This window comes from Leclercia sp. UBA2479 (assembly GCF_002341985.1).
GTDB lineage: Bacteria > Pseudomonadota > Gammaproteobacteria > Enterobacterales > Enterobacteriaceae > Enterobacter > Enterobacter pneumoniae.
The window spans coordinates 1-21,857 of record NZ_DDPB01000004.1 but is presented as its reverse complement, the minus strand read 5'-3'; the positions used below and the strand labels follow the sequence as shown (position 1 = coordinate 21,857).

Below are 21,857 nucleotides of genomic sequence, written 5' to 3'. Positions count from 1 at the left end.
TTCAAACGGGGAGGATGGCTATTGCGCCTCCCCGCCTCCCGCTTTATGCTCTGCCCCTATGAAAACACCCCGTCTTCCCATCGCTATCCAGCAAGCCGTTATGCGCAGCCTGCGGGAAAAACTCGCCCAGGCCAACCTGAAGCTGGGGCGCAGTTATCCGGAACCGAAGCTGGTTTATCAGCAGCGTGGCACCTCGGCTGGTACCGCATGGCTTGAGCCATACGAGATCCGCCTTAATCCGGTGCTTATGATGGAAAATCAGCAAGCCTTTATCGATGAAGTGGTGCCGCATGAACTGGCCCATCTGCTGGTCTGGAAACATTTCGGTCGCGTTGCCCCTCATGGTAAAGAGTGGAAGTGGATGATGGAGAGCGTCCTTGGCGTCCCGGCGCGCCGCACCCACCAGTTCGAGCTGGATTCTGTACGCCGTAATACCTTCCCCTATCGCTGCGCGTGCCAGCAGCATCAGCTGACCGTACGCCGCCATAACCGGGTGGTGCGCGGCGAAGCGACTTACCGCTGCGTAAAGTGTGGCGAGGCGCTAACCGCAGAATAGACTGCGAACATTCAGGAACATTCCTGATCTGACTGATTGCATACAAGAACAACATTCGCTACGTTGCGGGCTCGTTTTACTACGGAGTTCACGATGTACCGTAAATACTCTCTCGCGGTTGCCCTTCTGGCTGCCGCGGTCTCTGGTCACGCGCTGGCCGAAGGTATTCACAGTTTCTCTCAGGCCAAAACCGCCGGCGTGAAGATTAACGCCGATGTGCCCGGTGATTTTTACTGTGGCTGTAAAATTAACTGGCAGGGCAAAAAAGGGGTCGTCGACCTTGAGTCCTGTGGCTACAAGGTTCGCAAAAACGAGAATCGGGCCAGCCGTATTGAGTGGGAACACGTAGTCCCGGCATGGCAATTTGGCCACCAGCGGCAGTGCTGGCAGGACGGCGGACGCAAAAACTGCGCTAAAGACCCCGTCTATCGCCAGATAGAGAGTGATATGCACAACCTGCAGCCCGCGGTGGGCGAAGTTAACGGCGATCGCGGCAACTTTATGTACAGTCAGTGGAACGGCGGTGAAGGTCAATATGGCCAGTGCGCCATGAAGGTCGATTTCAAAGAGAAAGTCGCCGAGCCGCCAGCCCGGGCACGGGGCAGCATTGCCCGGACCTATTTCTATATGCGTGACCGCTACAACCTCACTCTTTCTCGCCAGCAAACCCAGCTGTTCAACGCCTGGAACAAGCTTTACCCGGTCTCCCCGTGGGAGTGCCAGCGCGACGAACGCATTGCAAAAGTTCAGGGGAATCACAACCCTTACGTGCAGCGCGCTTGCCAGGCGCAAAAGAGCTAACCTACACTAGCGGCAACTGATTTAGACAGACACGCCTTCAGGCCAGGGCCTGGAGGCGTGTCTGCATCACCGTATGACACATGGAATTTCTGACTATGCGCACTCCTCGCATCTATCACCCGGACCTGATTACCGCTGGCAGCGAAATTGCCCTCTCTGACGATGCGGCGAACCACGTCGGCCGCGTATTACGCATGGGCGCAGGCCAGGCGATTCAGCTTTTCGATGGCTCGAATCAAGTTTTTGAGGCGGAAATTACCCGCGCGGATAAAAAAAGCGTGCTGGTGCGCGTTGTGCGCGGCGAAATGGATGATCGTGAATCTCCGCTGCATATTCACCTGGGCCAGGTGATGTCGCGTGGCGAAAAAATGGAATTCACTATCCAGAAATCGATCGAACTGGGTGTAAGCCTCATTACGCCACTTTTTTCTGAGCGTTGCGGCGTTAAACTGGATGCTGAACGGCTGAACAAGAAGCTTCAGCAGTGGCAAAAAATCGCGATTGCCGCCTGTGAACAGTGTGGTCGCAACCGCGTCCCGGAGATCCGCCCGGCGATGGATCTCGAAGCCTGGTGCGCTGAAGAGGAGCAAGGGCTTAAGCTCAACCTGCATCCGCGCGCCAGCGCCAGCATCAATACCCTGCCGCTACCGGTTGAGCGCGTACGGTTGCTGATTGGCCCGGAAGGCGGGCTGTCAGCGGATGAAATCGCCATGACCGCGCGCTATCAGTTTACTGATATTCTGTTGGGGCCACGCGTTCTGCGTACTGAGACGACTGCACTCACTGCCATTACCGCACTTCAGGTGCGATTTGGCGATCTGGGTTGAAGCATTAACGGAGAAGAAGAATGATCAAGCTCGGCATCGTGATGGATCCCATCACCAGCATCAACATCAAGAAAGACTCCAGCTTTGCCATGCTGCTGGAAGCGCAGCGTCGCGGCTACCAGCTCCACTATATGGAGATGAGCGATCTTTATCTGATTAACGGCGAAGCCCGTGCGCGCACCCGCATTGTTAACGTCGAGCAGAACTACGATAAATGGTACGAATTTGGCTCCGAGCAGGATCTGCCTCTGGCCGAACTCGACGTGATCCTGATGCGTAAAGATCCGCCATTCGATACTGAATTTATCTACTGCACCTATATTCTTGAGCGTGCTGAAGAGAAAGGGACGTTGATCGTCAACAAGCCTCAGAGCCTGCGCGACTGTAATGAGAAGCTCTACACCGCCTGGTTCTCAGACCTGACGCCAGAAACCCTGGTGACCCGTAACAAAGCACAGCTGAAAGCCTTCTGGCAGAAACACGGCGACATCATCATGAAACCTCTGGACGGGATGGGCGGTGCGTCTATTTTCCGCGTCAAAGAGGGCGACCCGAACATCGGCGTGATTGCCGAAACCCTGACCGAACTGGGCACCCGTTACTGTATGGCGCAGAACTATCTGCCCGCCATTGTGGACGGTGATAAGCGCGTGCTGGTTGTTGATGGCGAACCGGTTCCTTACTGCCTGGCGCGTATTCCGCAGGGTGGCGAAACTCGCGGTAATCTGGCGGCAGGTGGTCGCGGTGAGCCCCGTCCGCTGAGCGAAAGCGACTGGGAAATTGCCCGTCGCGTCGGCCCGCTGCTGAAAGCTAAAGGGTTGATATTTGTGGGTCTCGACATTATTGGCGATCGTCTGACGGAAGTGAATGTAACCAGCCCAACCTGTATTCGCGAAATTGAAGCGGCGTTCCCGGTTTCTATTACCGGCATGCTGATGGATGCGATTGAAACGCGTCTGAAGGGATAATTTCGTTCGAAATACTGTTAGTGACAGCGCCCCTCTTTGTACGCATACTGGGCGCTGTCGCTTTTTAAACCAGGAAACAGAACCTCTGACAATGAATTTACAGCATCACTTTCTTATTGCCATGCCTGCTCTCCAGGATCCGATTTTCCGTCGTTCCGTAGTCTATATCTGCGAATACAGTGATGACGGCGCAATGGGGATCATCATCAATAAACCGCTGGAAAATCTTAATGTTGAAGGCATTCTGGATAAGCTGAAAATTGCCCAGGATGAGCGCGTGCCGGAAATCCGCCTCGACAAACCGGTGATGCTGGGGGGGCCGCTGGCAGAAGATCGCGGATTCATCCTGCATACCCCGCCGGGCTTCTCTTCCAGCATTCGCATCTCTGACAACACCGTCATCACCACCTCCCGCGATGTTCTCGAGACGCTGGGTACCCTGAATCAGCCAGCCGATGTGCTGGTTGCGCTCGGCTATGCGTCCTGGGAAAAGGGCCAGCTGGAACAGGAGATTCTGGATAACGCATGGCTTACGGCGCCGGCGGATCTGAACATCCTCTTCAAAACCCCTATCGCCGATCGCTGGCGTGATGCTGCGAAGCTGATTGGCATTGATATCCAGACCATGCCTGGCGTCGCGGGGCATGCCTGATGAGCGGTACCCTGCTGGCGTTTGATTTTGGCACCAAAAGTATCGGCGTAGCCATTGGCCAACGCATTACCGGCACGGCGCGCCCGCTGACGGCTCTTAAAGCGCAGGACGGTACGCCCGACTGGAGCCTCATTGAGCGGTTGCTAAAAGAGTGGCAACCCGATGAGGTCATTGTGGGCCTGCCGCTGAATATGGACGGGACTGAACAACCGCTTACTGCCCGGGCGCGTAAGTTTGCCAATAAAATCCATGGCCGGTTTGGCGTGGCGGTGAAACTGCATGATGAGCGGCTGAGCACGGTGGAAGCCCGCTCCGGCCTCTTTGAACAGGGTGGATTCCGCGCGCTGAATAAAGGCAGCGTGGATTCAGCCTCTGCGGTAATTATTCTCGAAAGCTACTTCGAACAGGGTTTCTGACCCCTCTCCTCTGATGCCCGGCATGCCGGGCAAATGCGCGCAATAACTCGATCGCCATCACACTTCAGCCGGCCCTTTTTTGCTTTCTGATTAATGTTTCTATAAAAGAAACATTAAGGTGATTTTTGCAGCAACTGCTGGTTAAGCGTATCCAGTTGTTCGAGGCGAGTCTGAATGGTCTGTTCATCAGGGTTCCACATCCCGGCAAAGGCCAGTGCAGCCTGATGTTCGCCGACGGGCCGGGCCATGGAGACTTCGCCATCGTCATGGTGCCACACAACCTGCCCCTGTTCGCGTTGCTGAGCCACATGCGGTGCCAGGTTCTGCCACTGTTCCGGGGTAAAACGCGCCATCAAGGCCTCGTCGCTCTCGGCAGCCAGCAGTGACATGCCGATGACCGAACGCCAGGCAGGGAGCATATGAAAGCCGGCCAGCGCCTGCGTCGCCTGACTGCCGGGAACGGAGTGCCAGATATAGATGACCTGGTCTTCCCACAATACTCCCAACGCCACCACGATATCGCGCGGGGCATGGCGTTCCAGCGCCGGTAGCGCGCGGGAGAAGAGCTCTGAGCCACGTATCGCCTGCGCCGCCAGTGCGTGGATCCCAGGTCCCGGCAGATAGCGACGCTGTTCATCCTGCATGGTGAGGCCAATAGAAGCCATGGTCATCAGCAGACGGTTAACGCGGGTGGTGTTAATGCCCATCAGACGCGCCAGTTCCCGGCAGCCAATAGCACGACCACTGGAGACCAGATACTGCAGACAGCGAATGCCCTCAATAAGGCTTTGGTTCGGTTGTGATGACATAGCCACGTTCATTTTGTGTCGAAAAGTGAGTCGATTCTACCGCCAGTTCAGAAGGATACAAGGTAATGAATATCTATCCCCAACGCGAGGCCAGAACCTTTCCTGGCACCTCTCTGGAAGCTGACCTGCTGGTGGCAGGTGGTGGCCTGGCCGGGCTGTGCGCGGCCCTGGCGGCAGCCCGGGAGGGGCTCAGGGTCGTACTCATTCAGGACCGCCCCGTATTAGGGGGCAACGCCTCCAGCGAAGTACGCCTGTGGGCAAACGGCGCCACCTCGCACATGGGCAACAATAATCGCTGGGCGCGTGAAGGCGGCATCATGGGTGAGATCATGGAGGAGAACCTCTGGCGAAACAAAGAGGGGAACCCGGTGATGTTTGACCTGGTGCTGCTCGATCTCGCTAAAAGTCAGCCGGGTCTGACCCTGCTGCTTAATACCGCCGTATATGAGATCACTCAAGAGCAGGCTCGCCTGACCGCCGTCAAAGCCTTCAATGCCATTAATGAAACCTTTTATACCGTAACGGCAAGCCAGTTTTGCGATGCCACCGGGGATGGCGTCCTGGGCTTTCTGGCGGGTGCTGAGTATCGCGAAGGGGCCGAGTCGCCCGATGAACTGGGGGAGAAAATGGCCCCAGGGGAGCATTTTGGACACAAGCTCGGGCACTCGATCTATTTTTACACTAAGCGCACCGCTGAGCCGGTAAATTTTGTCCCCCCCTCCTTTGCGCTTGACGACATCACCGCCATCCCTCGTTATAAGCGACTGACCTCGACCCTCAACGGCTGCGATCTGTGGTGGCTTGAGTGGGGAGGCCGCCTCGACACCGTTCATGAGAGCGAGACCATCAAATGGGAGCTGTGGAAAATCGTCTGGGGGGTCTGGAACTATATTAAAAATTCGGGCGAATTCCCCGATGCGGACAACCTGACTATCGAGTGGGTGGGCGCGATCCCCGGCAAGCGCGAGAGCCGCCGATTTATGGGCGATCATCTGCTCTGCCAGCAGGACATTATTGAACAGCGCGACCATTACGACGCGGTGGCGTATGGCGGCTGGTCTATCGACCTGCACCCTGCGGACGGGGTGTACAGTACACACGATGGTTGCCGACAGTTCCACAGTAAAGGGACGTACACCATTCCCTTTCGCTCGCTCTACAGCCGCTCTCTGGACAACCTGTTTTTGACCGGCAGGTTGATCTCTGCGTCGCATGTTGCCTTTGGCAGCGCAAGGGTGATGTGCACCTGCGGCCTGCTTGGGGAGGTGGTGGGCCGCGCAGCGGCGATCTGTCATCGTCATCAACTGACGCCGCAGGCGCTTGCGCAGCCGGGCCGCATTGGTGAACTGCAGCAGCGGTTGCAGACGACAGGCTGTTACATCCCGCGCCAGTGGCTGGAAGACCCGGCAAAAGGCGCCACTGTCACCACCAGCAGCGAGTATCTCCTCCGCGCGCTGGCGCCAAATGGTCAGTGGCACTCCCTGTCGGCGCGCATGGCAATACTGTTGCCCGTTCGCCGTGGAGACACCTTGCCTGCCATGACCTTTACGCTGCGCGCCCGCAGACCGCAGTCGCTCACCGTTACCCTGCTGGGGAGCGAAAAGAGCGGTAATTTTACGCCAGAATGTAGCTACGCCGGGGTGACGCTGGATGTCGGACAAGAGGGCGATTACACCTGCAACTTCGACTGGCAGAGTGATCGGGATCAGTACGTTTTTGTCGCCTTCAACGCCAGCGAAGAGGTGGAGATAGCGCTGACGGATACGCATTTGCCTGGCCTGATGACCGTCTTTAATAGTCTGAACGCCCGGGTAGCGAAACATACTCGCCAGGTGGCGGATGGCGATTATGGCGTGGATGAGTTTGACTTCTGGCTGCCGCGCCGTCATCCGCAACAGATCTTCCCGGCCATCCGTCTGGATACGCCGTTGGAGTGCTACAGCAGGCAAAACCTGCTGAATGGCCGCCTGCGCCCGGAACAGCAAGCCAACGCCTGGTCTCCCGCGGCTGATGACCCTGCACCGCAGGCGGTATGGCGATGGCCCAATCCGCAGGAGATTACCCACCTGACGCTGGTGCAGGATAACGATTTTGACAACGCAATGGAGAGCGTGCAGATGGGCCATCACCGGGCCATTACGCCGCACTGCATTACCCATTATCGCCTGTGGGGAGATAACGTCCTGCTCGCTGAAGTAACAGATAATCATCACTCCGTCTGTGAGCACCGTTTTGCGCACCCGCTCAGGGTGCAAGAGATCAAACTGGAGATCCTTGCCACCGCAGGCGCACTTCCGGCGGTCTACTCCCTGAACGTCCGTTAAACCCGGCCCTGGGCGCGGCGCTCGGCCAGGCTCTGGTCGAAGTTCTGCATCCCCATCTGCTGCCCGGTCTGAATCACGCCGGGCAACTGGTACGTTTTGCCCTCGCGGATCAGGTTCGCCGCCGCGGGGGTATTGACCAACAGCTCATACAGCGCCACTCGCCCGCCCTGGTTATCGTTAACCAGCTTTTGCGCCAGTACCGCACGCAAACTGCCTGCCAGCTGGTTACGCACCGGATCTTTTTCCTGCGCGGGAAAGGTATCGACCAGCCGTTCAATGGCCTGCGATGCGCCGCGCGTATGGAGCGTCGCCAATACCAGATGCCCGGTCTCGGCGGCGGTGAGCGCCAGACGAATGGTTTCGCTGTCGCGTAATTCCCCCAGCAAAATCACATCGGGATCTTCACGCAATGCGCCACGTAATGCCTCGGCGAAGGTGCGGCTGTGTAAGCCTATTTCGCGCTGCTGCACCAGACAGCGCTTGCTCTGGTGGATAAATTCTACCGGATCTTCCAGCGTCAGAATGTGCCCGTCGCTGTGGCAGTTAAGATAATCGACCATGGCGGCCAGCGTGGTCGATTTTCCGCTACCCGTTGCCCCGGTCACCAGTATCAGGCCGTTATCGTTCGCCAGCAGCTCCGGCATCGAACGCGGCGTACCCAGCGCGCGTAGCTGCGGACAACACTGCGGCAGCAGCCTCAGCGCAAGGGAGCAGCCCTGCGTGTGGGCAAAGGCACTGGCGCGCAGGCGATGCGCCTCCCCTACCGTGATGGCAAAATCGACCTGCCCGCGGGCAATCCACTCGCCCTGCAGCTCTTCGCTGAGCCAGCCATTCAGCAGCGCGGCGACATCCGGCGGGGGAAAAGGGGCTGGCTCAATCTTTCCACGGCGTCGCCAGCGCGGTGGCGCATTACTACACAGGTGTAGATCCGAGACATTATGCTTTACACTAAGGGCCACAATTTCTTCCATATCCACACGAATCTCCTCGGAAAATGAACGACATTGCGCATAACCTGGCACAGGTCCGGGATAAAATCTCAGCCGCAGCAACGCGTTGCGGCCGTGTTTCAGAAGAAGTTACGTTGCTTGCAGTCAGCAAAACCAAACCTGCGAGCGCCATCGCAGAAGCGATTGACGCAGGCCAACGCGCATTCGGCGAAAACTATGTTCAGGAAGGGGTAGAAAAAATCCGCCATTTCCATGACGTGGGCAGAAGCGATCTGCAATGGCACTTTATTGGGCCGTTGCAGTCGAACAAAAGCCGCCTTGTCGCCGAACATTTCGACTGGTGCCATACGGTCGATCGTCTGCGCATAGCCACGCGGCTTAGCGAGCAGCGTCCAGCCGAAATGCCTCCACTTAACGTGCTGATTCAAATCAATATTAGTGATGAGAATAGCAAGTCAGGAATCGCGCTTTCAGAACTCGATGCACTGGCAGAGGCCGTGGCGCAGTTGCCCGGACTCCAGCTGCGTGGATTGATGGCGATCCCGGCGCCGGAAGCGGATTACGACAGGCAATTTGCCGTGGCACAGCAAATGGCTGTAGCATTTGAGGCGCTCAAAGCGGGCTACCCAACCGTCGACACGCTTTCACTGGGCATGACGGACGATATGGACGCCGCCATTGCGGCAGGCAGTACCATGGTGCGCATCGGCACAGCCATTTTCGGTGCGCGCGACTACACCCAATAATAAGGAAACCTGAGGAACGCCATGAAGACGTTGACTTTCCTGCTCTCGACGGTCATTGAACTCTATACGATGGTGCTTTTGCTGCGCGTATGGATGCAGTGGGCGCGTTGTGATTTCTACAACCCCTTTTCACAATTTGTCGTTAAAATCACCCAGCCGATCATTGGGCCGCTACGCCGTATTATCCCTCCGATGGGGCCGATTGATAGCGCATCGCTGCTAGTGGCACTGGTGCTCTGCTTTATCAAAGCCATCGTGCTGTTTATGGTGGTCAGCTTCCAGCCTATCATCTGGATTGCCGCCGTACTGATCCTGTTGAAGACCATCGGCCTGCTCATCTTCTGGGTATTGCTGCTGATGGCGATCATGAGCTGGGTAAGCCAGGGCCGTAGCCCGGTAGAGTTTGCCCTCATCCAACTGGCAGACCCTTTACTTCGCCCGATCCGTAACCTGCTGCCGTCGATGGGCGGGATCGACTTTTCCCCGATGATCCTTGTACTGCTGCTGTACGTGGCCAACATGGGGATCGCCGAGCTGTTACAGGCGACGGGCAACATGCTGCTGCCGGGGCTGTGGATGGCGCTATGAGTGCCGTAAGCACCTGCGCTGACGGGCTGGTTTTACGGCTGTATATTCAGCCGAAAGCCAGCCGCGACAGCATTGTTGGGCTGCATGGCGACGAGATAAAAGTCGCCATCACCGCCCCGCCGGTTGATGGCCAGGCCAATGCGCATCTGACCAAATATCTGGCTAAACAGTTTCGCGTCGCCAAAAGCCAGGTCATCATTGAAAAAGGTGAACTGGGGCGGCATAAACAGGTAAAAATCCTCAACCCGCAAAATATCCCGACGGAAGTCGCGGCGCTGACAGAACAGGACTAAACCATGCAGAAAGTTGTTCTCGCTACCGGTAATGCCGGTAAAGTGCGCGAGCTGGCCTCGCTTTTAAATGATTTTGGGCTGGACGTGGTCGCTCAGACCGAGCTTGGCGTGGATTCCGCCGAGGAGACAGGCCTGACCTTTATCGAAAACGCCATTCTGAAAGCGCGCCATGCCGCTCAGATTACCGGCCTGCCGGCCATTGCTGACGACTCCGGTCTGGCCGTCGATTATCTTGGCGGTGCGCCGGGGATCTACTCCGCGCGCTACTCTGGTGAAGATGCCACCGACCAGCAAAACCTGGAAAAGCTGCTTGTTGCCCTGAAGGATGTGCCTGACGACCAGCGCACCGCGCAGTTCCACTGCGTGCTGGTTTATCTGCGCCATGCTGAAGACCCCACGCCTGTTGTCTGTCACGGCAGCTGGCCGGGCGTAATTACCCGTGAGGCGGCTGGCAACGGCGGCTTTGGCTACGACCCGATTTTCTTTGTCCCGTCTGAGGGCAAAACCGCTGCGGAACTGACCCGCGAAGAGAAAAGCGCGATTTCCCACCGTGGACGCGCCCTGAAACAGTTACTGGAAGCATTACGTAATGGCTAATTTGCCACCTTTGAGTCTTTATATTCACATCCCGTGGTGCGTGCAGAAATGTCCGTACTGCGATTTCAACTCGCACGCGCTGAAGGGCGAAGTGCCGCACGATGATTACGTTGCGCATCTGCTGGCCGACCTGGACGCCGATGTACCTTACGCACAGGGACGTGAAGTTAAGACCATTTTTATTGGTGGCGGTACGCCGAGCCTGCTTTCAGGCCCGGCGATGCAAACGCTGCTGGATGGCGTGCGTGCGCGCCTGAACCTGGCAGCGGATGCTGAAATTACGATGGAAGCCAACCCCGGCACCGTGGAGGCCGACCGTTTTGTCGAGTATCAGCGCGCAGGGGTGAACCGTATCTCCATCGGCGTGCAGAGCTTTAGCGAGCCGAAATTAAAGCGCCTGGGGCGTATTCACGGCCCGGACGAGGCAAAGCGCGCCGCGCATCTGGCAACGGGGCTTGGCCTTCGCAGTTTTAACCTTGATTTGATGCACGGCCTGCCGGACCAGTCGCTCGACGAAGCGCTGGACGACCTGCGTCAGGCGATCGAACTTAATCCCCCGCATCTCTCCTGGTATCAGCTGACCATTGAGCCAAACACGCTGTTTGGCTCTCGCCCGCCGGTACTGCCGGATGACGACGCGCTGTGGGATATCTTCGAGCAAGGCCATCAGCTGTTGACCGCTGCGGGCTATCAGCAGTACGAAACCTCCGCCTATGCGAAGCCGGGCTACCAGTGCCAGCACAACCTTAACTACTGGCGCTTTGGCGATTATCTGGGTATAGGCTGCGGCGCACACGGCAAAGTGACCTTCCCGGATGGCCGCATCCTGCGTACTGCTAAAACGCGCCATCCGCGCGGGTATATGGAAGGCCGCTATCTGGAGCGTCAGCACGACGTCGAGGCGGCGGATAAGCCGTTTGAGTTCTTTATGAACCGTTTCCGTCTGCTGGAAGCCGCACCGCGCGCGGAGTTCTCGCGCTATACCGGGTTGGCGGAGTCGGTGATCCGCCCGCAGATCGACGAGGCGCTGGCGCAAGGGTATCTCACCGAATGTGATGAATACTGGCAGATCACCGAGCACGGCAAACTGTTCTTAAACTCCCTTCTCGAGCTGTTCCTCGCCGAAGATTCCTGAAGACGGCTTCCGGATTTTGCATCCCGTTCTGCCAGCTGAAGAAAAGGCTGGCAGAGTGTGGGGATGGATAAATTAAAACAACTCCGCAAGGAAATGACACCCGAAGAATTACGCCTCTGGTATTTACTGCGAGGTCGCCGCTTCTTTGGCTATAAGTTTCGCCGCCAGATGCCGATTGGTGCATACATCGTGGATTTTGCCTGTTTTAAAGCCAAGCTGATTATTGAGCTAGATGGCGGGCAGCATCAGGATGAAGAAGCGTATGACTTACGCAGAACGGCTTTTTTAAAGGCTAACGGCTGGGAAGTGATACGGTTCTGGAACAATGAGTTCAGGGTAAATGAAGAGGAGGTGCTGGTCGCTATTTTGCAACGATTGCGATGCCTGTTGCCCTCATCCTAACCCTCTCCCACAGGGAGAGGGAACTTTTATGGCCGGGATCAAACATGCATTCTGAAACGACAGAGAGGCTGTGTTAGAGGCCATCTTTGAAATATTGCAAAAGCGGCTTCCCCTCACCCCGGCCCTCTCCCTGAAAGGGAGAGGGAGCAAACCATTCCCTCTCCCCTGGGGAGAGGGTTAGGGTGAGGGCCCCAGCGTGCACTGAACTTACTTCAGCGTCCCTACCAGCGCCTTCCTGCTCTCTTCCAGCGACACCACGCGTTTACAGACATCTTTGCCGAAGGCCTGGAAATCTGCTTCCTGATTCTTCCACTCGTTCTGAATCGAAGTCTGTAATCCGCCCAGGCTACCCAGCACGCCCTGCAGCGGGTTACCGCCGCCTTTCAGCACGGCTTTTGCACCCATCTCGTTGATGCTGTCCTGCAAAATACCGCCCATCGCCTGGTTCACCAGCTGCTGGCCGTCGGCACGCACCTGGTCGATAGCTTTGTAGTGGAAGGTCAGGCCGTCGGGACGGCGTTCAATGATGCGGTTCATCTGCTCTTTCAACTGGGCATCCAGTTTGGTCAGGCGGGTACGCATGTTGCTGCTCTCCCCCACCTCTTTGGCGATGATCTTGTCCAGTGCCACGCGGCCCTTTTCTACGCGGGTACGGGCGCCGTCGTCGATCCACGGCAGCGCGGAGCGCAGATCGGCCTGATAATCTTTCGCCTGCTCACGCTGGGCTGCGCTCAGGCTCGCTTGTTTGCCATTAAACATGACGCTGCCATCCGGCGTAATGACCAGATTGCCGTTCTCGCCTTTCACCTGCACGGTTTGCGGGCTCAGGATTACATCGTCACGCGGCGTCACTTCACATTTATATTCAGCATGCGCCGTTAAGGCGGTTGCCATCAGTGCCGCTGCCAGCAGCGTTTTGCGCATCATAAAAACTCCCTCAGACAAAATGGGCCAGCAAATGCTGGCCCCTTATGTTTAATTAGTCCCACCAGACGTCGAAAAGTTCGCTGATGCGTACCTCTTCGTATTTATGGTCTTCTAACCATTTACGGACGATAGCCTGATGTTCTTCCGTGCAACGGCCGATCTCTTGTTTGCAGATCAGACCTTCCCACGCCAGGTAGCCACTGCCATCAAAGGCCAGCTGGTTAGGTTCGATAACCTCTTCGATAAACGCATCAACGTCTTTATCGATCTGTTCTACGCTGGTGCCTTCCGGAAAACGCCATGCAACGGAAAAACCTACTTCCTGGAATTCGTCGATGTGCATTTTCTTACGCAGACGACGGCTACGGTTCTTTGCCATTATTTCACCCTCTCGAACATTAAGTCCCATACGCCGTGACCAAGACGATGGCCACGCTGTTCAAATTTGGTTACCGGCCGGGAGTCCGGACGCGGCACGTAGTCGTTACTTTGCGACTGGTTTTTATACCCGTCGAGACCCGACATGACTTCCAGCATATGTTCTGCATAGGCTTCCCAGTCGGTCGCCATATGGAAAACGCCACCCAGTTTAAGCTTACTCTTCACTAACTCAGCAAAGGGTGCCTGCACAATGCGACGTTTATTATGACGCGCCTTGTGCCATGGGTCAGGGAAAAAGAGCTGAACCATGTTAAGTGAGTTGTCAGGGATCATTTTGTGCAGCACTTCTACCGCATCGTGGCACATCACACGCAGGTTTTCGACACCCTCTTCATGGGCCGTAGCCAGACATGCGCCCACGCCCGGGGAGTGCACTTCAATACCGAGGAAATTTTGTTCCGGGCGCGCTTTCGCCATCGTGACCAGCGAAGCGCCCATGCCAAAACCAATTTCCAGGGTGATGGGCGCGTCGCGGCCAAACAGTTCGACAAAATCGACAGGCTGCTCGCTGAACTCAACGCCCATCACCGGCCAGTAGTTGTCCAGCGCATGTTGCTGACCTTTGGTCAGGCGCCCCTGACGGCGGACGAAGCTGCGAATACGGCGCAGCGGGCGGCCGTTTTCATCAAATTCCGGTGAAATGACGTCGTTTTTCATAAAAGAGTAGTCTGCTTGTGAGTATGTTCGGGAAACGGGCATTATCCAAAGTTAAGGCATCTATGCAAGCATGGGAAAGATCCGGTTTACAGCCGATTGCCGCTGTGCTGCAATTCGCCCCCCTGATATCGCGAATCGAAGACCATGCAAGCCTCTCAATTTTCAGCCCAGGTGCTGGACTGGTACGACAAATACGGGCGTAAAACCCTGCCCTGGCAAGTTGAAAAAACGCCCTACAAAGTATGGCTCTCTGAGGTGATGTTGCAACAAACGCAGGTCGCCACCGTGATCCCCTATTTTGAGCGCTTTATGGCGCGTTTCCCAACGGTAACCGATCTGGCGAATGCCCCCCTTGATGAAGTGCTGCATTTGTGGACCGGGCTTGGCTATTACGCCCGGGCGCGTAATCTGCACAAAGCCGCTCAGCAGGTTGCCACGCTCCATAAGGGTAAGTTCCCGGAAACCTTTGACGAGGTTGCGGCGCTGCCCGGTGTCGGGCGTTCCACCGCCGGGGCGGTACTCTCCCTGTCGCTGGGCAAACATTTTCCAATACTGGACGGAAACGTTAAGCGGGTGCTCGCTCGCTGCTACGCCGTTGACGGCTGGCCCGGAAAAAAAGAGGTCGAAAAGCGTCTATGGGCGTTAAGCGACGCGGTGACGCCGGCCAAAGGGGTTGAGCAGTTTAATCAGGCAATGATGGATTTAGGGGCGATGGTCTGCACCCGCTCCAGACCAAAGTGCGAGCTTTGCCCGGTCAATAACCTCTGCGTAGCCTATGCCAACCATTCATGGGCTAACTACCCCGGCAAAAAACCTAAGCAAACGCTGCCAGAGCGCACCGGCTATTTTCTGCTGCTGCAGCATGATGAGAACGTCTTCCTGGCCCAGCGTCCGCCGAGCGGGCTCTGGGGTGGATTGTTCTGTTTCCCGCAGTTTGCCGACGAAGCCGGGCTGCGCGCCTGGCTGGCGGATCGGCAGATTAATGCCGATAATCTTCGGCAGTTAACCGCGTTTCGCCACACCTTTAGCCATTTCCACCTGGATATTGTGCCAATGTGGCTTCCTGTGTCCTCATTCACCGCGTGCATGGATGAGGGAACCGGTCTCTGGTATAACTTAGCGCAGCCACCGTCAGTGGGACTGGCGGCACCTGTAGAGCGCTTGTTACAGCAATTACGTGTTGGGGCAATAGCATAGCCCCGGCGCGACAAAGAGGAATGATTATGGCCAGAACAATTTTTTGCACCTTCCTGCAACGTGACGCAGAGGGTCAAGACTTCCAGCTTTATCCAGGCGAGCTGGGTAAGCGCATCTATAACGAGATCTCCAAAGAAGCCTGGGCGCAGTGGCAGCATAAGCAGACCATGATCATCAACGAGCAGAAGCTCAATATGATGAACGCTGAACATCGTAAATTACTGGAGCAGGAGATGATCAACTTCCTGTTCGAAGGTAAGGATGTTCACATCGAAGGCTATACGCCGCCGGAAAAATAATGAAGGGCCAGATGGCCCTTTTCACTGCTCACAACACGCACTCCCGGAATGATGAAAAAATTTTTAGCGCTAGCCCTTGTTGCGCCGTTGCTTGTTTCTTGTTCCTCGAAAAATAAAGGCGATAGCTATAACGAAGCCTGGATAAAAGACACTAACGGTTTTGACATTCTGATGGGGCAGTTTGCCCATAACATTGAAAATATTTGGGGATTTAACGAGGTCCTGATTGCCGGACCAAAAGATTACGTTAAATATACCGACGCGTATCAGACCCGTAGCCACATCAACTTTGATGACGGTACGATCACGATTGAAACCATTGCAGGCACTGAACCTGCGGCACGCCTGCGTCAGGCCATCATCAAAACCTTGTTGATGGGTGACGATCCGGGCACTATCGATCTCTACTCTGATGCCGACGACATCACCATCTCTAAAGAGCCGTTCCTGTACGGCCAGGTAGTGGACCAGACCGGCCAGCCGATTCGCTGGGAAGGTCGCGCCTCGAACTTCGCCGATTATCTGTTACAAACGCGCCTGAAGAGCCGCACCAACGGCCTGAAAATCATCTACAGCGTCACCATCAATCTGGTACCGAACCACCTCGATAAACGTGCCCATAAGTACATCGGTATGGTGCGTCAGGCGTCGCGTAAGTATGGCGTCGATGAGTCGCTGATCCTCGCGATTATGCAGACTGAATCCTCGTTTAACCCTTATGCCGTCAGCCGTTCCGACGCGCTGGGCCTGATGCAGGTTGTGCAGCACAGCGCCGGGAAAGACGTGTTCCGTTCACAGGGGAAATCGGGTACGCCGAGCCGTAGCTATCTGTTCGATCCTGCCAGTAACATTGATACCGGCACCGCCTACCTGGCGATGCTGAACAATGTCTACCTGAGCGGCATTGATAACCCTACGTCGCGTCGTTATGCGGTGATCACCGCCTACAACGGCGGTGCGGGCAGCGTGCTGCGCGTCTTCTCCAGCGATAAGATACAGGCGGCGAATATCATCAACAGCATGGCGCCAGGCGATGTCTATCAGACGCTGACCACCCGCCATCCGTCCGGTGAATCCCGTCGCTATCTCTACAAAGTGAATACGGCGCAGAAAAACTATCGTCGTCGTTAGTCCACACTTTCCCCTCACCCTGCCCCGTCTCCCTGGGGCAGAGTGAGGCGGACGCCACAACGCCCTCCTGCCATACGAAAATGTTATTTGCATCACAATCCAAACTGCAAATTAATGAGGATTGCATTTTTTTGCGGGAGGTAACAAAACATCAGGCCGTCCACTGATAGAATTGCACCAAATAGCCCCCCTGAATGTTTACACACTAACAATTAGCCCGCTCACTTGTGAGGAAAGCAACATGAACCTTAAGCTGCAGCTTAAAATTTTGTCATTTCTGCAGTTCTGCCTGTGGGGGAGCTGGCTAACCACGCTCGGCTCCTACATGTTTGTCACGCTGAAATTTGATGGCGCATCCATCGGGGCGGTATACAGCTCGCTCGGTATCGCGGCGGTGTTTATGCCGACGTTGCTGGGGATTGTGGCGGATAAGTGGATCAGTGCGAAGTGGTTGTACGCACTCTGTCACCTTGTAGGCGCAGCAACGCTATTTATGGCGGCCGGGGTGACCACGCCTGGGGCGATGTTTGCGGTCATTCTGCTTAACTCGCTGGCCTATATGCCAACGCTTGGGCTGATCAACTCGATCTCCTACTATCGCCTGAAAACGGCAGGTATGGATATCGTGACCGACTTCCCGCCAATCCGTATCTGGGGCACCATCGGCTTTATCATGGCGATGTGGGCGGTGAGCTTCTCTGGGTTCGAACTGAGCCATATGCAGCTCTATATCGGCGCGGCGCTCTCCGTACTGCTGGTGCTGTTCACCCTGACGCTGCCGCATATCCCGGTTTCCAACCAGCAGAAAAACCAGAGCTGGAGCAGCATGCTCGGTCTGGATGCGTTTGCGCTGTTCAAAAACAAACGCATGGCGATCTTCTTTATCTTCTCGATGCTGCTGGGCGCTGAACTGCAAATCACCAACATGTTCGGCAATACGTTCCTGCACAGCTTTGATAACGATCCGCTCTTCTCGGGTAGCTTTATCGTTGAACACGCGTCGGTAATGATGTCGATTTCGCAGATCTCCGAGACGCTGTTTATCCTGACTATCCCGTTCTTCCTGAGCCGCTATGGCATCAAGAACGTGATGCTGATCAGTATCGCCGCGTGGATGCTGCGCTTTGGTCTGTTCGCTTACGGTGACCCGTCTGCCTTCGGCACCGTGCTGCTGGTGCTGTCGATGATTGTCTACGGCTGCGCCTTCGACTTCTTCAACATCTCGGGTTCCGTGTTTGTCGAGAAAGAGGTTCGCCCGGAAATTCGCGCCAGTGCGCAGGGGATGTTCCTGATGATGACCAACGGCTTCGGCTGTATTCTCGGCGGGATTGTGAGCGGTAAGGTTGTGGAGATGTATACCACTAACGGCATTACCGACTGGCAGCCGGTATGGCTAATCTTCGCCGGTTACTCTGTGGTGCTGTTCTTTGCCTTCATGGCCCTGTTCAAATACAAACATGTTCGTACTGCGGATGGCGTTCAGCCTATCGCACACTCATAAGATGTTGCCCCTCTCCTGCGGGAGAGGGGCTGTGCATCACTTCAGCACATAGCCGTACAACCGCTTAATCCCGTCCGCATCCTTTTCGCTGTAGACCCCCTGTAGCTCCGGCGAGAAGCCGGGCAGAAGATTAACCCCCTCTTCCAGCGCCAGGAAGTAACGCTGTACCGCCCCGCCCCACACTTCGCCAGGGACAACGCACAGCACGCCCGGTGGATAAGGCAACGCCCCTTCAGCAGCGATACGCCCTTCCGCTTCGCTAATACGCACCAGCTCCACGTCGCCGCGGATAAACGCCTGGTTAGCATCCTGCGGGTTCATCGCCACCGGCGGCAGGCTCTCCTGTCTGAACATCGCTTTTTGCAAATCTTTCACATCAAAGCTGACATACAGATCGTGCATCTCCTGGCATAGCTGACGCAGGGTGTAGTCGCGGTAGCGCACCGGATACTTCTGCCAGATGGTGGGCAGCACGTCCGCCAGCGGCGTATCGTCTTCAATGTGCTGTTCAAACTGGCCGAGCATCGCCACCAGCTGCGCCATCTTGTCTGCGCTCTCCGCCGGGGTGAGCAGGAAGAGGATTGAGTTGAGATCGCACTTCTCCGGCACAATCCCGTTTTCACGCAGATAGTGCGCCAGAATAGTCGCCGGAATACCGAAGTCGGTGTACGCCCCGGTTTGCGCGTCGATGCCGGGGGTGGTCAGCAGTAGCTTGCAGGGATCGACAAAGTATTGCTCACTGGCGTAGCCCTCAAAGCCGTGCCATTTCGCTCCCGGCTCAAAGCTAAAGAAGCGCAGTTCACTGGCAATCGCGTGGGTGGGATGGTCCTGCCAGGGTCGTCCGCCTACCTCCGGCGGAATAAACGGACGTATCATTTTGCAGTTAGCGATGATCGCTTTACGCGCTTCAATACCCAGCGCGACGCACTCAGCCCAGAGACGGCGTCCGCTCTCCCCTTCGTGCATTTTGGCGTTCACATCCAGCGCGGCAAACAGCGGGTAGAACGGGCTGGTAGAGGCATGCAGCATAAAGGCATTATTCAGGCGCTTATGCGGGCAGAAGCGTGCCTGGCCGCGAATGTGGTTATCTTTTTTGTGAATTTGCGAGGTTTGCGAGAACCCGGCCTGCTGTTTGTGCACCGACTGGGTGACAAAAATACCTGGATCGTTCTCGTTCAGTTCCAGTAACAGCGGTGAGCTGTCAGCCATCATCGGGATAAACTGCTCATAACCGACCCATGCCGAGTCAAACAGGATGTAGTCACAGAGGTGACCAATTTTGTCGATGACCTGACGAGCATTGTAGATGGTGCCATCGTAGGTGCCGAGCTGGATCACCGCCAGGCGGAACGGACGTGCATCGTTCGCCTTCGCGGGTGCCACCTCGCGAATCAATTTACGCAGATAGTCATCGTTAAAGCAGTGTTCATCAATCCCGCCGATAAAGCCAAACGGGTTTCGCGCCGCCTCCAGATAGACCGGCGTCGCACCGGCCTGAATCAGCGCTCCATGATGGTTTGATTTATGGTTGTTGCGGTCAAACAACACCAGATCGCCACGGGTGAGCAGCGCATTGGTCACCACTTTGTTAGCGGCAGAGGTGCCGTTCAGCACGAAGTAGGTTTTGTCGGCGTTAAAGACCTTTGCCGCAAATTTCTGCGCATGCTTGGCCGAGCCTTCGTGGATCAGCAGATCGCCCAGTTTGACGTCGGCGTTGCACATATCGGCGCGAAAGAGATTCTCGCCAAAAAAGTCGAAGAACTGACGCCCGGCCGGGTGCTTTTTAAAGAAGGCTCCGTGCTGATGGCCAGGGCAGGCAAAGGTGCTGTTCTCCATGGCAACGTACTGGGTCAGGGTATCGAAAAACGGCGGCAGCAGCGTCTCTTCGTAGTGGCAGGCGGCGTTTTCGAGCTCCAGCCACTCCTGCGCTTTACCCGCGATGACGGCGGCAACCCCGGCAGGCACATCCAGCGGCTCTTGCGAGAACATAAAGACAGGTAGCTGGAACCCCGTGCGTTTCAGTAAGGCCAGGATACCGCTGTGACTATCAGCGAGGGTAATGACGACTGCCGCCACATCCGTAAAATCGGTGTTATCCAGCGTCACCACTTCCCGGTGCGTGGACAAGGCGGAAACCAGCTCGCGGCTGACGGCAATTTTCATTGTTTTCATAAGCGCAAATACCCGTTAAAGGCGAGAAAAAGCCCCGGACAGGGTGACAACCCTGCCCAACGAATGTGTCTGACCGGAGTTCAGCTCCGACCGCCAGACATCAGTAAAAGCAGAACATGTCTGATTTTACTGCTGTCCTGCAGCGAGCGTGCGATACCCTCACCGCATGGTGAGGATAGAGGAGAAAGCGGAGATACGGCCAGCCATTCGCAAAGCGACATACAACATATTCATAGGCGGCCCCGTATCCTGAAGGAGAAAATTCGCGCAATAATGTCACCTTTCGCCAGGGGGCGCAAGGAAGAATCCTTATGCAGAAAAGCGGCTAAGAATTGGCGATTACTCTCTGAAAAGAGTAATAATAATGCAATATCAATGAGTAATTAACAGGAGTCCATTTTGGTTATCGGCCCCTTTATCAATGCAAGTGCCGTGCTGCTGGGCGGCGTGCTTGGCGCGGTTTTAAGCCAGCGTTTACCTGAGCGTATTCGCTCCTCCATGCCGTCGATTTTTGGTCTGGCCTCGCTGGGTATCGGCATTCTGCTGGTCATCAAGTGCGCCAACCTGCCGGTGATGGTACTGGCGACCCTGCTCGGTGCGTTGATCGGCGAATTTTGCTATCTGGAAAAAGGTATTAATGGCGCTGTCGGCAAAGCCAAAAATCTGATCTCGCGCGGCAAGAACGCCGCCGGCGCGCACGATTCATTTATTCAGAGCTATGTGGCAATCATTATTCTCTTCTGCGCCAGCGGCACCGGTATTTTTGGCTCGATGCAGGAGGGGATGACCGGCGACCCGAGCATTCTTATCGCTAAGGCGTTTCTCGATTTCTTCACCGCCACCATCTTTGCCACCACGCTGGGTATCGCCGTGGCGGCGATTAGCGTGCCTATGTTGCTGATTCAGCTTGCTTTGGCGACCTGTGCCACACTCATATTGCCGCTCACCACCCCGGCGATGATGGCCGATTTTACTGCCGTGGGCGGCCTGCTGCTGCTGGCAACCGGGTTGCGGATTTGCGGCATTAAGATGTTCGCCGTAGTGAATATGCTTCCCGCGTTGATCATCGCTATGCCGCTCTCGGCCCTGTGGACGGCCTTTTTTGCCTGAGTCCGCAGCAATCTGGCGAGAGAGTGTGCAGTCTGTAGCGAAAACAACAAATTTCGTTGACGAGAATGGGCGGATCGGGTTTAATGCGGCCCGTTGCCCGGATAGCTCAGTCGGTAGAGCAGGGGATTGAAAATCCCCGTGTCCTTGGTTCGATTCCGAGTCCGGGCACCACTATTTAGAAGAACCCGCCTATGGCGGGTTTTTTGCTTTCTGGAGCCGGACTCTCCATCGAACTTCGTTCGATTATTCGCCGCAGGCGGCTCACCCCTTCGGGGCCAGCGCGACAAGCGCGCTGTTCAACGCTTTCAGCGTTAGTCCGGGTCCGGGCACCACTATTCAGAAGAACCCGCCTATGGCG

24 protein-coding genes and 1 tRNA gene are annotated in these 21,857 nt (G+C 56.1%); 19 read left to right on the top strand and 6 right to left on the bottom strand.

The window, feature by feature from the left end; translation table 11 throughout:
* Window positions 1-58: 58 nt before the first annotated feature.
* The 6 genes from B3B59_RS03305 (at window position 59) to ruvX (ending at window position 4,220) form a co-directional block, all read left to right on the top strand.
* Window positions 59-556 carry a SprT family zinc-dependent metalloprotease gene (locus B3B59_RS03305; protein WP_040074086.1) on the top strand — a complete coding sequence of 166 codons (498 nt, stop codon included), beginning with the start codon at window positions 59-61 and terminating at the stop codon, window positions 554-556.
* Window positions 557-649: 93 nt separating this feature from the next.
* Window positions 650-1,357 (top strand): deoxyribonuclease I, encoded by a 708-nt coding sequence (endA, locus tag B3B59_RS03300; protein ID WP_040074085.1) that lies wholly within the window; start codon window positions 650-652, stop codon window positions 1,355-1,357.
* 95 nt (window positions 1,358-1,452) lie between these two features.
* Complete coding sequence (gene rsmE / locus B3B59_RS03295; RefSeq protein WP_040078396.1) at window positions 1,453-2,184, top strand: 16S rRNA (uracil(1498)-N(3))-methyltransferase; 732 nt, start codon at window positions 1,453-1,455, stop codon at window positions 2,182-2,184.
* A 20-nt stretch (window positions 2,185-2,204) separates the two neighbouring features.
* Window positions 2,205-3,152: a glutathione synthase gene (gene gshB, locus B3B59_RS03290; RefSeq protein ID WP_040074083.1), complete on the top strand. Its 948-nt coding sequence runs from the start codon at window positions 2,205-2,207 to the stop codon at window positions 3,150-3,152.
* Between the two features lie 91 nt (window positions 3,153-3,243).
* The gene (locus tag B3B59_RS03285; protein WP_040074082.1) at window positions 3,244-3,804 is read left to right on the top strand and encodes a YqgE/AlgH family protein; all 561 of its coding nucleotides are present in this window, start codon (window positions 3,244-3,246) and stop codon (window positions 3,802-3,804) included.
* The gene (ruvX, locus tag B3B59_RS03280; RefSeq protein WP_040074081.1) at window positions 3,804-4,220 is read left to right on the top strand and encodes a Holliday junction resolvase RuvX; all 417 of its coding nucleotides are present in this window, start codon (window positions 3,804-3,806) and stop codon (window positions 4,218-4,220) included. The genes B3B59_RS03285 and ruvX overlap by 1 nt, the downstream gene beginning before the upstream one ends.
* A 113-nt stretch (window positions 4,221-4,333) precedes the next feature.
* Here the strand turns inward: ruvX and B3B59_RS03275 are convergent, their stop codons facing one another.
* Window positions 4,334-5,029, bottom strand: a complete 696-nt coding sequence (locus tag B3B59_RS03275; RefSeq protein WP_046887146.1) for an IclR family transcriptional regulator domain-containing protein — start codon at window positions 5,027-5,029, stop codon at window positions 4,334-4,336.
* Window positions 5,030-5,094: 65 nt separating this feature from the next.
* Between B3B59_RS03275 and B3B59_RS03270 the strand changes: the two genes are divergently transcribed.
* Entirely contained in the window at window positions 5,095-7,353 is a 2,259-nt protein-coding gene (locus B3B59_RS03270) for an FAD-dependent oxidoreductase (protein ID WP_286808081.1), read from the top strand.
* Here B3B59_RS03270 and B3B59_RS03265 read toward each other — a convergent pair.
* Window positions 7,350-8,330 (bottom strand): type IV pilus twitching motility protein PilT, encoded by a 981-nt coding sequence (locus tag B3B59_RS03265; protein WP_286808080.1) that lies wholly within the window; start codon window positions 8,328-8,330, stop codon window positions 7,350-7,352. The two genes, B3B59_RS03270 and B3B59_RS03265, sit on opposite strands and share 4 nt — an antisense overlap.
* A 17-nt stretch (window positions 8,331-8,347) precedes the next feature.
* Here B3B59_RS03265 and B3B59_RS03260 point away from each other — a divergent pair, with 17 nt between their 5' ends.
* The 6 genes from B3B59_RS03260 (at window position 8,348) to B3B59_RS03235 (ending at window position 12,064) form a co-directional block, all read left to right on the top strand.
* Complete coding sequence (locus B3B59_RS03260) at window positions 8,348-9,049, top strand: YggS family pyridoxal phosphate-dependent enzyme (protein ID WP_286808079.1); 702 nt, start codon at window positions 8,348-8,350, stop codon at window positions 9,047-9,049.
* A 21-nt stretch (window positions 9,050-9,070) separates the two neighbouring features.
* A complete protein-coding gene (locus B3B59_RS03255; RefSeq protein WP_040074073.1) occupies window positions 9,071-9,637 on the top strand; it encodes a YggT family protein in 567 nt (188 codons plus the stop codon).
* Window positions 9,634-9,930 (top strand): DUF167 family protein YggU, encoded by a 297-nt coding sequence (gene yggU / locus B3B59_RS03250; protein WP_263616987.1) that lies wholly within the window; start codon window positions 9,634-9,636, stop codon window positions 9,928-9,930. Before B3B59_RS03255 ends, yggU begins: the two co-directional genes overlap by 4 nt.
* Window positions 9,931-9,933: 3 nt before the next feature.
* The gene (locus B3B59_RS03245; protein ID WP_046887152.1) at window positions 9,934-10,527 is read left to right on the top strand and encodes an XTP/dITP diphosphatase; all 594 of its coding nucleotides are present in this window, start codon (window positions 9,934-9,936) and stop codon (window positions 10,525-10,527) included.
* Window positions 10,520-11,662, top strand: a complete 1,143-nt coding sequence (gene hemW, locus B3B59_RS03240; protein WP_212476524.1) for a radical SAM family heme chaperone HemW — start codon at window positions 10,520-10,522, stop codon at window positions 11,660-11,662. Before B3B59_RS03245 ends, hemW begins: the two co-directional genes overlap by 8 nt.
* A 63-nt stretch (window positions 11,663-11,725) precedes the next feature.
* Window positions 11,726-12,064 (top strand): endonuclease domain-containing protein, encoded by a 339-nt coding sequence (locus B3B59_RS03235; RefSeq protein WP_286808078.1) that lies wholly within the window; start codon window positions 11,726-11,728, stop codon window positions 12,062-12,064.
* Between the two features lie 207 nt (window positions 12,065-12,271).
* Here the strand turns inward: B3B59_RS03235 and B3B59_RS03230 are convergent, their stop codons facing one another.
* From B3B59_RS03230 to trmB, 3 genes are read right to left on the bottom strand one after another with little or no spacing between them, the layout of a single operon-like run.
* Complete coding sequence (locus tag B3B59_RS03230; protein WP_040074067.1) at window positions 12,272-12,991, bottom strand: DUF2884 domain-containing protein; 720 nt, start codon at window positions 12,989-12,991, stop codon at window positions 12,272-12,274.
* Between the two features lie 52 nt (window positions 12,992-13,043).
* The gene (locus B3B59_RS03225; RefSeq protein WP_040074066.1) at window positions 13,044-13,370 is read right to left on the bottom strand and encodes a YggL family protein; all 327 of its coding nucleotides are present in this window, start codon (window positions 13,368-13,370) and stop codon (window positions 13,044-13,046) included.
* Entirely contained in the window at window positions 13,370-14,089 is a 720-nt protein-coding gene (gene trmB, locus B3B59_RS03220) for a tRNA (guanosine(46)-N7)-methyltransferase TrmB (protein WP_040074065.1), read from the bottom strand. Before trmB ends, B3B59_RS03225 begins: the two co-directional genes overlap by 1 nt.
* 144 nt (window positions 14,090-14,233) lie before the next feature.
* On the opposite strand from trmB, the gene mutY reads away from it, so the two are divergent.
* From mutY to B3B59_RS03200, 4 genes are all read left to right on the top strand, one after another.
* On the top strand, window positions 14,234-15,286 hold the full coding sequence (mutY, locus tag B3B59_RS03215; protein ID WP_286808077.1) for an A/G-specific adenine glycosylase: 1,053 nt from the start codon (window positions 14,234-14,236) through the stop codon (window positions 15,284-15,286).
* A gap of 26 nt (window positions 15,287-15,312) precedes the next feature.
* A complete protein-coding gene (locus tag B3B59_RS03210) occupies window positions 15,313-15,585 on the top strand; it encodes an oxidative damage protection protein (RefSeq protein ID WP_040074062.1) in 273 nt (90 codons plus the stop codon).
* A 51-nt stretch (window positions 15,586-15,636) separates the two neighbouring features.
* Complete coding sequence (mltC, locus tag B3B59_RS03205; protein ID WP_286808220.1) at window positions 15,637-16,716, top strand: membrane-bound lytic murein transglycosylase MltC; 1,080 nt, start codon at window positions 15,637-15,639, stop codon at window positions 16,714-16,716.
* A 241-nt stretch (window positions 16,717-16,957) separates the two neighbouring features.
* Entirely contained in the window at window positions 16,958-18,217 is a 1,260-nt protein-coding gene (locus B3B59_RS03200; protein ID WP_046887158.1) for a nucleoside permease, read from the top strand.
* A 36-nt stretch (window positions 18,218-18,253) separates the two neighbouring features.
* Here the strand turns inward: B3B59_RS03200 and B3B59_RS03195 are convergent, their stop codons facing one another.
* Window positions 18,254-20,389, bottom strand: a complete 2,136-nt coding sequence (locus tag B3B59_RS03195; RefSeq protein WP_286808076.1) for an ornithine decarboxylase — start codon at window positions 20,387-20,389, stop codon at window positions 18,254-18,256.
* Window positions 20,390-20,788: 399 nt separating this feature from the next.
* On the opposite strand from B3B59_RS03195, the gene B3B59_RS03190 reads away from it, so the two are divergent.
* Both B3B59_RS03190 and B3B59_RS03185 read left to right on the top strand, forming a co-directional pair.
* Complete coding sequence (locus B3B59_RS03190; protein ID WP_040074057.1) at window positions 20,789-21,499, top strand: DUF554 domain-containing protein; 711 nt, start codon at window positions 20,789-20,791, stop codon at window positions 21,497-21,499.
* Window positions 21,500-21,594: 95 nt separating this feature from the next.
* A tRNA-Phe gene (locus B3B59_RS03185) sits at window positions 21,595-21,670 on the top strand.
* Window positions 21,671-21,857: the final 187 nt, after the last annotated feature.